Raw genomic sequence first — 11,640 nt, 5'->3', positions numbered from 1 at the left:
TTTTGTTTCGGCGAAAAGGTTTTAAGGCTGAAACCATCCAGTGAATAATGGTTTCAGCTTGCATGTTTCCCCCCTTTCTTTTTCTGTGGTAGTGTCTGGGATTTAAACCTGACGCCTCACTGCTTATCCTGACAGTATCAGATGTTCCATTGTCTCTCCAGCAAACCCTTTCAGAAAGATATCCGCTATCGGAGTTATGCCACTTTCCTTTGGATTGATCTCTATCACATACCCTCCGTTCTCTTTTACAATGTAAGGCACATACGCCGCAGGAAACACTTGACCGCTCGTCCCAATGACCAAACAAACGTCAGCCCTTTCGGCAAGCTTAAAGGCTTTTTGAAGGGCTTCTTGAGGGAGAGGTTCCCCAAACCAGACAACATCCGGCCTTAAGAGGGAACCGCACTCCGGGCATTTGGGTAAGCCCTCTTCTTCCAAGAACTCCTCAAGCCTTCCTGAGTCAAGGAGATTTTCCCTATAAGCACAGCTGGTGCACTTAACTCGATAAATGTTCCCATGAAGCTCTACAACGTTTTTGTTTCCAGCTTCTCTGTGGAGGTTGTCAATGTTTTGAGTTATGACAGCTTTTAAAAGACCCATTTTCTCAAGCTCTGCCAATGCCAAATGAGCCCTGTTAGGCTTTGCCTCCTCCATAAGCCTCATTCTCATCTTGTAAAACTCCCATACAAGTCTGGGATTTCTTCTAAACGCCTCTGGGGTAGCTACCTCCTCCACTCTATACTTCTCCCACAGACCGCCTTTGTCTCTAAAAGTTGGTATTCCGCTTTCTGCACTTATTCCAGCTCCGGTAAAAGCTATTAAAAATCGGGAATGGGCTATCAATTTGGCAGCTTCCTCCATCATAGGACATCGCTTTCTAATTCCCCCTTGAAATTTTTAAAGGTATTCTAACGGCAAGATTTAAATTACATGGATGTAAAATATCACATGCAAGAAAGCACTGGGGTGATATCATGAGCTACCAGATGTATAGAGACAAGGTTTTGGAATTTGTTGAGATGCACGAAAAGTGGAGAGCATCAACAATAAATTTGATTGCAAGTGAAAACGTGACTTCCCCAAGCGTTACAAGGGCTGTGGCAAGCGGTTTTATGCACAAATACGCCGAAGGATGGCCAAGACAGAGGTATTATCAGGGATGTAAGTACGTCGATGAAGTTGAACTTATAGGAGTTGACCTCTTCTGCAAACTCTTCAAGAGCGATTTCGCAGATCTAAGACCAATCTCTGGAACTAACGCAAACCAAGCTGCATTTTTTGGACTAACAAATGCGGGCGATAGGGCTATTGTTCTCCATACCTCCCACGGTGGGCACATAAGCCACATGCCCTTTGGAGCAGCTGGTATGAGGGGATTGGAGGTTCACACATGGCCTTTTGATAACGAAGAATTTAACATCGATGTTGACAAGGCAGCCCAAATGATTAGAGAGCTCGAACCCAAGATAGTTGTCTTCGGTGGTTCATTGTTCCCGTTCCCACACCCAGTTAAGGAGCTTGCTCCAGTGGCTAAAGAAGTTGGCGCTTATGTAATGTATGACGCAGCCCACGTTTTGGGATTAATAGCGGGAGGAAAGTTCCAAGACCCACTTAGAGAAGGAGCCGATGTTGTAACTTCCTCAACACACAAGACCTTCCCAGGCCCACAAGGTGGTGTAATACTCTACAAGGACCTTGGGGAAGACACGGCAAAACTGCAATGGGCAATCTTCCCAGGTGTTCTGAGCAACCACCACTTACACCACATGGCTGGAAAAGTCATTACAGCTGCGGAGATGCTCGAATTTGGTAAAGCCTACGCTGAGCAGATCGTAAAGAACGCAAAAGCCCTAGCCGAGGCTCTTGCAGAGGAAGGATTCAAAGTCATTGGAGAGGACAAAGGCTACACGGAGAGCCACCAGGTTATCGTGGACGTAAGTGAGCTCCACGAAGCCGGAGGAGGATGGGCTGCTCCGCTATTAGAGGAGGCGGGCATAATCCTCAACAAGAACCTCCTTCCATGGGATCCACTTGAGAAGGTCAACACCCCAAGCGGTCTAAGAATCGGTGTGCAGGAGATGACAAGAGTTGGCATGATGGAAGACGACATGAAGGAGATAGCAAGATTCATGAGGAGAGTCCTTCTTGACAAGGAGGATCCAAAGAAGGTAGAGAAGGAAGTATTCGAGTTCAGGAGGCAATTCCAGAAGGTCTACTACTCCTTCGACTACGGTCTGCCAATGAAAGAGTGATCCTTCCTTTTCTTGCCTTTTTCTCCAATTTTAACTGCAAATTTTGGGAAATTATAAAAAAACAAAAATTCAACTCCCGGACACCGTAACGCTTATTTTTGTTCCATTCGCTTCCACATCAAAGTTCTTGCTGAGGAATGGAGCCCCGTATATTACAATCTCCTTTGGCTCTCCGGGAAGGGAAATCTCAACCTTCTGAGGTTCGCCATAGTAAAAGCCTTCCACTTCGGTTCTCTGCCCTTGCCATCCTATTGCCCCGATTTTAAATGGAAACGCAAAGCCATTTTTGTCCACCAGAGTAAACTTCACGGTGTAATTGTCATTGGTTTTCACTATCTCTACATTTTGCACTGTGAGGTTTGGAAGTGCAGGCTTTGTTGTCCAAGTTTTCCAGATCAGCAAGACCTTCTCATCTCCTGATTTTTTAGCCAAGAGTTCTGCAAAATCATCGAAATCTGCTTCCTTGAAGATTACTTCTCTTGAAAATTCTCTCAAAGCATCTTTAAACGCTTCCTCTCCCGCTTGAGTGTAGAGGAGGTAAAACGTCAAGAAACCTTTGTAGACCATTGAGTTCTTCATCCATGACTTGTCGCTGTAAAAGTATCTGTAACCTTCAATTAAGGGATATCCAACTTCTGGAAAATCCCTCAAATTGACCTTATATCTATATAGCGCACTTTTCCTGTAATCTTCAAGTCTCTTTAACTCGACTCCCTCTAAGAGGGAAAATAAACTATTTGGAACCCATGCATCTTTTGGCTTTATCTTGAAGCTGTTAAGCCAGCTATAATATAAGCCCCAAAGAAAGTACAGCTCATGATACCCGCTTTTAGGCTTATAGATGAGCAAGTCCCTTGACCGATAGATGTGTTCTTTGATAGGCCCTCTTGTGTAGACGATTCTGAACTTAGAGGAAGGAAGCTCAAACCATTCCAAAGCAGTGTTGAAAGCGCTTAGACTTTGTTTAAACACAGTTGCAGGGCTTTCCACATCGTTGGTGTAGTAGAACTCAACTTCTGTTCCGTTTACAAAGCCCTTAAACGTCTTAAATCTACCAGTCACAAGGAATACGGCTTGGCTCGGCAACGTTGTAGTTATGGGAGTGTTTTTGCTAACTACTTTTATTCCACCTTTTGGAAGTTGCTGAGCAGCAGGCTTTGGGAACAAATAATAGTCGAAAAGCAGGGTCAGGTTGGGTGTCATAAACATCCCGGAGAGGAAGTAGTTAATGTTCTCATCATACGTCAATGGCTGAACGCTGAAGTTTCCAATATAGGATAGCTCATACACATTTTTTCGTTCATAGGGGAGCAGGAAAGTGAAGCTCTGCAGATACTGGGTGTTCATTGCTTTTAGGTCAAGGTAGACCATCTTGAAGAAAACCGGATAGTACTCCTTAGTATACTTAACCTTGAAGCTTCCATTTGCCAAGAAAAATGCACTTTCTTCATCAACGCTTACTGTAAGATTCATCTCCTCAAGCTCGGAAGAGCCCTCTAAGATTCCGCCTCCCCAGAACCATCTGATGAACTCGTTGTACTCTTCTTCAGCGTTGGGGAGGCTTTTTATTATCTTGGAGGGAGTATCGGTTTCAAGAAGCCTCAATACCTCATTAACACCATATTTGTGGACAAGAAAGGCCACAAAGTCAACCATGCTCCCCTCTTGTTCCTTAATCTTACTAACGTCTCTGCTGTCTACCAAGGACAAGAGCTCATCAAAGGAAAGCCCTGAGTAATCGGCTCCCCTGAAGTAGAGTTCCCCCAGGAGAGGAAATACAAAAGTTAGCCCATTCACTTTTCCGGTTAAATACGCTATCAGTGCACTTTCTACGTTGTAGTAGTCAAGACTTTTGGCGTCCTTCTCAATAAAGGTAAATATTTTGTTTCCCTCTATATACCAGGGGAGATCAGTCGAGTAGTCAAACTTTAGATCGTCCTCGGAGGGATATATGTAAAGCTCAATTTTTTCTGGAGCTTTTCCAAAGGCTTTTGCATAGCTTTCGTACACGTAATCAATCCCAACTAGAAGAAACCTTATATTGAAGTTAAACCCCTCTGCCTTAACAGGAGGGTAGTAGATCGCAAAATACTTTGTTTCATTCTTCAGCCACCCTTCATAGGCGTTCTCCTCAGCCACAGTATGTACTGGAGTTGAAGATTGGGGCGTTGTTTCTTTTCCTATGCACATTGTGGAGAAAGTTAAGAGGAAGAGTATGAAGAAAGTCTTCAAGTGTCTGTGCATAACAAACACCCCATAAAATTTGAAATTTAACACATAAAAAAGTTCTGAATAAAAATAAAAATCTCAAAGCCTAGCCCGTTCAAACTCTTTCTTTTTGCCTAAAGGTTTTGTAGCATCAATACCCCATTTAGCAGTTAAGCCCTTCTCCCCAGAGGGGTCAAGAGAGCTTCCCCTCGCATTAGGAATCACAACTAAATCCTTATCCGCTTGAAATCTCGTGGCTACTGCCCATTCTATCTCTTTATCGTCGTAAATGTTAATGTCCTCATCAACCACTATCACGTGCTTTAGGCTTGGATGTCCAGCAAATGCTGCCAAAATAGCATTTTTCCCATCTCCATCGTGTTGCTTTGTTATACTCACAACTGCGTGGAGCCACATGCATCCACCTTCTGTCAGCCTTACGCCATGAACCTTTGGAACTACCTGCTTAACGCTCTTGTATATCTGGGGCTCCTTGGGAAGTCCCATGAGCATGTAGTGCTCATATCCGCTAGAAAGCAATGCATGGAAAATCGGTTTTTCGACGTGGTACATCTTCTCAAAAACCACAACGGGCTGCTCCCTTACAATGTCATATGTCCCAGTTATATCAACAAAGGGCCCCTCTTTGTCAAGCTCTGGCAAAATTTTTGCCTCGAAGACAAATTCGCTTTCAACTGGAACCGGAATTCCATTGAGGTCTACAACCTCTAAGGGCTTTCCAAATGCCATCTCGCTCATAGATGACGCAATGCTGAGCTCACTAACTCCATAAGGCGGGCTTGTCGCTGCCGCTAGGAGGATATGGATTGGATTGCCAACAATTATTCTAACATCAAGCTCTTCACCGTGTTCTGCCTTATCCTTCCACATTGCATACAGATGCCTGGGAACTAACCTAACAGTCCCGGTTTTTTCATCTCTCACCATTGTTCTGTGATATGAAAGGTTTACAAATCCATTCTCGTCCTTTGCTATGTAGATTGCTGAGGTAAAGTACTGCCCCCCATCCTTTGGAAAGTAATGCGGAACCGGCAACTCTTTGAGGGAGAAATCTTTTGTGGAGTTCTTAAAAAATTCAGCAGTTTTTGCCTCTTTATATGGTCTAGGATTCTCTATAGCTTCCATTATGAAATGAATGAGCTCTTCCCTTTTTATGCCGAGGTACTTTGCTATTCTCTCCCGCGTGCTCCATATGTTGCCTGCAACTTCCCATCCATCGACATCTTTAAACAGAACGGGCTTAGTTTTATGCTGAAGAAGATAGCTCGTTATCTCAAACTTTTTACTAGCGGGCTTCTCAACGATAATAAGCTCATCATGAAATTGGTTTAATATCTCCCGTATCATGACACCACCCATTCAAACTCTGCTTGTATCGTGATAAACTTTTTGGAGGTTTTCATTTTTTGTGTTTATTTTTGAATATTTTTCAAAATGATAGAGAAAGAGCTATAAAGGGGGAATTCCAAAAATTTCTTTTGAGTTGCTATGAAGACCGTGGTGTTGAGAATCCCGGATAAATCTGCACTGGTGTATATTGAGAAGGCTGATCCTAAGATATACTTTATGATATATGAGGAGCTAACTTACCGAAAAAGTTTCGGCAAATGGGAGAAGCCTGAGAGCCTATACGACCCTCACACAAAGTCCTTTCCCGTGGGGTTAATTCCCCGTGTAAAGCAACTTTTGAACTCAAAAGGGTACAGGGTTAGGGTAATTGACGAAAGAAAAATTGAAGGAATAGAGATAAACGCAACATGGAACGAAGAGTATAAGCTAAGAAAGTATCAAGAAAAAGCCGTTAAAAAAGCATTAAAATCCGGTATGGGAGTCTTAGCGTTACCCGTGGGGAGTGGAAAAACAATAATAGGGCTGAGAATTATCTATGAGCTTAACCTATCAGCCCTCGTTGTTGTGCACACCAAGGAACTTCTTTATCAGTGGGCTGAGAATATAAGGCGAGTTCTCGGAATTGAGCCCGGACTTGTAGGGGATAACAACTGGATAGAAAAGCCGGTGACGGTGGCTATGATACAAACCCTTCTCTCTAGAGGTGTTGATAAGCTCCAGCTCCCATATGCGGTGGTTGTGTTTGATGAATGCCACAGGACTTCTGCCGCAGAAAAGTTCTATGAACTTGGAATAAGCCTCCCCCAGAGATTTAGGTTTGGTCTCTCTGCAACTCCATGGAGGAGAATTAAAGGAGAAGAGCTAAAGATAGAAGGGGCGATAGGACCAATAATCTATGAAGTTAAAGCCGAAGACCTGATAAAAGAAAAGTTCCTGGCAAAGCCAAGGTTTAAAGTAATTGAATATGAGTCCTTCATGCCGCCGTTAGCAGATCGCTACAAGGAACTTTATGAAGAAATAATCATGGAAAATGAAGAGAGAAACAAGGCTATAGTTGAGACTGCATATAAGCTTGCGAAACAAGGCCATCGTGTCTTAATAGACGTTAAGAGGATTGAACACGGAAAGATCCTTGTGGAGATGCTTAAGAAGAAGGGCATAAATGCCGAGTTTTTGAGCTCTCAGAGTCCAAACAGGTGGGAGATTTTTGAAAAGTTCAAAAATGGCGAGATTAACGTTTTGGTCTCTACGCTATTGAAAGAAGGGGTAGATATCCCAGAAATTTCCGCTATAATACTAGCTGGCGGAGGGAAAAGTGATATAATGACGATTCAAACAATAGGAAGAGCACTAAGACCTAAAGGTGGGAGCGGTGCTGTTATAGTTGACGTGAAAGATGAAGATCCACTGCTCTTTACTCACTTCATAGAGAGACAAAAAGCCTTGAGGCAGTACTATGGCAGATACTATGACAAGGAGCTCGAGAAGCTCATAAAGAAGTGAACCAGTCTTCAAAAATGCTCGCTGTTATTAAGTGTTGAGCAAACCTCTCAAAGAATTCTCTTTTTGCCTTTTCAACTGCATAAGGATCTTTTTCAAAGAATATCTTATTGTACTTAACTTCCCACAGGACGAGGTTTTCTGGAGGGGCAGGAGGGAGCTTTTTGTCAACTTCCTCTTTCAGCATTCTTTTCACTTCTTCTATTGAGAGAGCGCCAGAGGCGCAGAGCTTGAGAGCCGTTATAATCCTTCTCACCATTTCCCAGAGAAAGCTCTCCCCCTCAATTTCAACTGTAATTACGTTTCCCCTTTGGAGTATTTCAATCCTGTCTATCTTTCTTATAGGGTTTTTATCCTCCTCAAGCTTGGCAAAGTTTGAGAAGTCGTGAACCCCTACAAAAATTTCAGCACAGGATTTCATTTTCTCAATATCAAACCCCTCATTGAGGAGGTAGTACCTATACACCTTTCCTTTGCTCCAGAATCTTGGATGAAAATCTTCTGGAACCTGTGCCCTCCCTAAAACCCAAACATCTCTCAAGTGATGATTCAAAATTCTCGGAGACGTTAGTTCAGGTTTGGAAGTGTTAAACGCAACAACGTTTCCAAAGGCAGAAACCCCTCTGTCAGTCCTTGAAGCCCCCTTAAAGTTGGCATCTTTGGGGTTTTCAATTATTCCGAGCTTAGTTAATACCCTGATTATCTCGCCTTCAACGGTTCTTAAGTTGGGCTGCCTTTGAAAGCCGTAAAACCTCCTCCCGTCGTAGGCAATTTTCAAAGCTACCCTCATGATTGGAAATTTGAGTGGGGCTATAAAAGGGTTGTCCGTCTTATTCTCTTTACAAATATCAAGGTCAATATGTCTATATATTCGAGTTTGTTCCGGAATGTTTTTGGAAATTTGACAACGAAAATAGGATAAAAGCTAAAACCCCTACTCCTTAAAGAAAATTGGGGGTGATAAAATGGTGACTGAGATCGATATAGAGACTATGGAGTGCTTAATCAACTTTGATATCATGTTTACATTTGCAAAGAAATTTCTCCGAGAAGGGAGGTCTTTTTAACTCCTTTTTATTTAAGAGAAAGGGAAGAAAATCAGAGAAAACTTCCCTTGTAGAAAGGCCTTAGGAAAATCTCAAATGCCGCTATCGGCATCTCTATTCCCCAGTTTTCAAGCACCTGTGGATGGATCTCTCCTATTATCCCAATGCTCTTCCCATCAACTATTATCTCTCCCACTCTACCGGGAATAAAAGAGCCGTGTTCTATTTCTTTGAGCTCGTATTCAGCACCAAGGTGACGCATTAGGCTGTCGAGGATTTCTTTTGCTTCTGTGAAGGTTACTTTGGGATGAGCAAGGGCAACGGCAAGTTTGCTCTCGCTGACAGTCTTTGTTTCTCTGCTTTCGTCTATGAGGGTCACCTTACCAACCTCAAAGATCTTCTGAGGATATTCCTCATGGGTATTCTGGCTTAGGAATTCCATCAGGCTTGGAAGGAGCCATTTTCTCAACGCAGACCATTTCTGGCTTATCGGATTCTCAATCTCCACTATTTCCTCCTCTGAAATGTTCATTTTGTCAAACTGGGCTTCCTTATTCGTGAGGTTGAATGTCATAACCTCTTGGAGGCCAAAGCCAACCATAAGATCTCTCACAGCGTTTTCAAACTCTATAAAATCGTCTCCCTTTCCTTGAACGGCAAGCTTTGGCTCTTCTGGAACAATGTTGTTGTATCCGTATGCAATGAGGACGTCCTCCAAAACGTCTCTTGCATGCATTATGTCGTCTCTAAATGCTGGATACTTCAGCTTTGCCTTTCCATCAACGATTTCAACCTCATACATCATGCGCTCAAGTAGGTCCTTTATCTCCTCATCGCTGAGCTCAACTCCCGCAAGTCTTTTGATGTAGCCAAGATCAACTTCGAACTCCTTGGGAGTCAAATCGGGAGTTTCTATCTCGAAATCCTTGTAAACTACCTTGACGCTCCTTATTTTTCCGCCACGTTCAGCTAAGGCAGTTACAATTACATTCAAAGCAAGCATGATCTTGTTAAGATCCCATCCCGTGATGTCTATGAAGATGCTCTTGGTCTCTTCAGTGACCTTCCCATGAGTTTCGGAGTTTATAACCGGGGGCATTGAGAGAACGTTTCCTTCCCTGTCAACAAGCAATGGATAATAGGACTTTCCTTTAATCAAGTGGCCGTATTCCTTCCCCTTTTCGTGCTCCTCAAGTATCTCATCAGCACTCATTTCTCGGTCGCTGTTTAATGGAATAAATCTTATTTTATCTGGCTCAACAGCTTTGTAGTAGAAAGGAGGCTTGAGCTTACCGAAGTCGAACGTTCCTATGGCAACTTCCCTTCTTCTCCTTCCAAAGGTGAGCGCCACTTTCTCCTGAAGCTGGATTATCTGTCTCAAGGCTTCTTCATCAAGTTCAAGGTTCTCAACTATGGCATAAACTCCATAGGGTCTTATATCTTTCAATTTTTCATCCACGTAAACGACAACGTCGCTTTTTTCGATCTCATAGTTCGGCAATCCTTTTGCCATTCCAAGGGCCCATTTTACCTGTCTCGCTATTCCCTCGGCACTCCACAAATCAGGCCTGTTCGTATCTTTGGCATCTGCCTTGAAGTATATCTTACCTTCGTGCTCCCACATATCGTCAAGCTCGCATTTTGCATAGAGGAATAAGTCTTCCCACTCTTCGACCGTGAATTCTTTCCCAATTAATCTCTCCAAGTCATGCTTGGCAACATCGAACTTCGGCATCTTTCATCACCACACCAGTTTAGCCTCTCTCAACCACTTTAAGTCATAGCTGAAGAGGTATCTTATGTCGTCTATTCCCAGCTTAAACATGGCCAATCTGTCGATACCGATTCCCCATGCAATTACTGGCACGTCTATTCCAAGCGGTTTTGTCATCTCTTCTCTGAATATTCCCGCTCCCCCAAATTCTACCCATCCAAGCTCTTCGTGATAGGCACTCATTTGAACGCTCGGCTCTGTGAAGGGGTAATAATCTGGAAGGAACTTAACCTTCTTTGCTCCAGCGATTTCAACCGCAAACCTCTTCAAGATTCCGAGGAGGTGTTTGAATGTTAAGCTCTCATCCACAACGAATCCATCAACTTGGTTGAACTCTATTAGGTGTGTTCTGTCCAAAACGTCTGGCCTAAAAACTCTTTGAATAGCGAAGTACTTACCCGGTATTTGGACACCTTTGCCAAGCTGTCTTGCACTCAGGGCGGTTGCATGGGCTCTGGGCATTAAAAGCATGGCCATTCTTGGATCCCACTTGTATCCCCATCCTCTTGAGCCCGTTGTCCATCCGTGTTCATGAGATGCCCTAACCTTTTCCACGAGCTCCTCATCCGGGAGAGAGCCATATTTTGGATACTTCAGCTGATAAGTATCCGTCCAATCCCTCGCTGGATGATTCTGTGGCTGGAACAAAGCATCAAAGTTCCAGAATTGAGTCTCTATTAGGCTTTCTGCAGTCATCTCAATAAAGCCCATCTCTATAAGTTTTCTTCTTATCTTATCGAGGAAAACCCTATAAGGTTGCTTTTTGCCAGGATAGACTCTCCTCACAGGGGCTTGAATGTTAAAGCGTTTGAACTCAACCTTTCTCCATTCCCCACTCTTTATGAGCTCTGGAGTTAAAACTGAGACCTCTTTCTTGAGCTCAAGACCACTCTCAGCGAGTTTCATCCCTTCCTCTGTGATCTCTACCTCTCTCTCCGCCTTAGTGTCTTCTTCCCCAATTTTTCTGCTCTTCAGCTCCTTAATAGGGATGAGCTTTTCAAGCTCTTTTGCCTCAACTTCCCCTATTTCTGCAAGGATTTTCAATGCTTTGTCGATTGGTCTCTCCTCAGAAATCGCTGCTCTCCCCTTTTCAGTGACCTCAAGAACGAGGTTTCCATCCTCCTTTCTGACATTCGCCCATCCTTCTCTCCTTAAGATTCCAACTATAGGCCTAAGCTCATCCTCACTCAGTACTCCCCTTAACTCATCAAGAGAAACTTTGCCCCTCTCAACAAGCAGTTTCAAGGCTCTCCTTTCTGGAAGTCCAATTTTTGCATATTTTCTTCCCAGTTCTGTTATCCTTACGATTCTCTTCTGTCTTTCATGGAGCTTTGCAAGCCCCTTGCTCTGGAGCCAGAGAACGGCTCTCATTACCGCTACCTGGTCAAGTCCGGTCTCTTTAACTAGGTCTTCAAATTTCGCCTTTTTTAAATCCCTGAGCTTGATGAGAGTTAATCTTTCTTGATAGCTTAATTCCATTATCAACCCC

The 11,640-nt window shown here is 43.4% G+C and carries 8 protein-coding genes; 2 read left to right on the top strand and 6 right to left on the bottom strand.

The window, feature by feature from the left end:
• Positions 1 to 123 precede the first annotated feature (123 nt).
• Entirely contained in the window at positions 124 to 864 is a 741-nt protein-coding gene (gene cobB, locus NF859_RS09620; RefSeq protein ID WP_252744038.1) for an NAD-dependent protein deacetylase, read from the bottom strand.
• Positions 865 to 974: 110 nt separating this feature from the next.
• On the opposite strand from cobB, the gene glyA reads away from it, so the two are divergent.
• Positions 975 to 2,252: a serine hydroxymethyltransferase gene (gene glyA / locus NF859_RS09615; protein ID WP_252744037.1), complete on the top strand. Its 1,278-nt coding sequence runs from the start codon at positions 975 to 977 to the stop codon at positions 2,250 to 2,252.
• A gap of 69 nt (positions 2,253 to 2,321) precedes the next feature.
• On the opposite strand, the gene NF859_RS09610 is transcribed toward glyA, so the two are convergent.
• Positions 2,322 to 4,496 carry a M1 aminopeptidase family protein gene (locus NF859_RS09610; protein ID WP_252744036.1) on the bottom strand — a complete coding sequence of 725 codons (2,175 nt, stop codon included), beginning with the start codon at positions 4,494 to 4,496 and terminating at the stop codon, positions 2,322 to 2,324.
• 63 nt (positions 4,497 to 4,559) lie between these two features.
• Positions 4,560 to 5,828 (bottom strand): UbiD family decarboxylase, encoded by a 1,269-nt coding sequence (locus tag NF859_RS09605; protein WP_252744035.1) that lies wholly within the window; start codon positions 5,826 to 5,828, stop codon positions 4,560 to 4,562.
• 141 nt (positions 5,829 to 5,969) lie between these two features.
• Between NF859_RS09605 and NF859_RS09600 the strand changes: the two genes are divergently transcribed.
• The gene (locus NF859_RS09600; protein ID WP_252744034.1) at positions 5,970 to 7,334 is read left to right on the top strand and encodes a DEAD/DEAH box helicase; all 1,365 of its coding nucleotides are present in this window, start codon (positions 5,970 to 5,972) and stop codon (positions 7,332 to 7,334) included.
• On the opposite strand, the gene truA is transcribed toward NF859_RS09600, so the two are convergent.
• The 3 genes from truA to pheS form a co-directional block, all read right to left on the bottom strand.
• Positions 7,321 to 8,121, bottom strand: a complete 801-nt coding sequence (gene truA, locus NF859_RS09595; RefSeq protein WP_252744033.1) for a tRNA pseudouridine(38-40) synthase TruA — start codon at positions 8,119 to 8,121, stop codon at positions 7,321 to 7,323. The genes NF859_RS09600 and truA overlap by 14 nt on opposite strands.
• A gap of 308 nt (positions 8,122 to 8,429) precedes the next feature.
• Positions 8,430 to 10,112, bottom strand: coding sequence for a phenylalanine--tRNA ligase subunit beta (gene pheT / locus NF859_RS09590; RefSeq protein WP_252744032.1), 1,683 nt, complete (start codon positions 10,110 to 10,112; stop codon positions 8,430 to 8,432).
• 6 nt (positions 10,113 to 10,118) lie between these two features.
• Positions 10,119 to 11,630, bottom strand: a complete 1,512-nt coding sequence (gene pheS, locus NF859_RS09585; RefSeq protein ID WP_252744031.1) for a phenylalanine--tRNA ligase subunit alpha — start codon at positions 11,628 to 11,630, stop codon at positions 10,119 to 10,121.
• Positions 11,631 to 11,640 lie beyond the last annotated feature (10 nt).

The sequence above is a fragment of the Thermococcus alcaliphilus genome (genome assembly GCF_024054535.1).
Lineage (GTDB): Archaea > Methanobacteriota_B > Thermococci > Thermococcales > Thermococcaceae > Thermococcus_A > Thermococcus_A alcaliphilus.
This window is presented reverse-complemented; position numbering and strand designations above follow the sequence as displayed.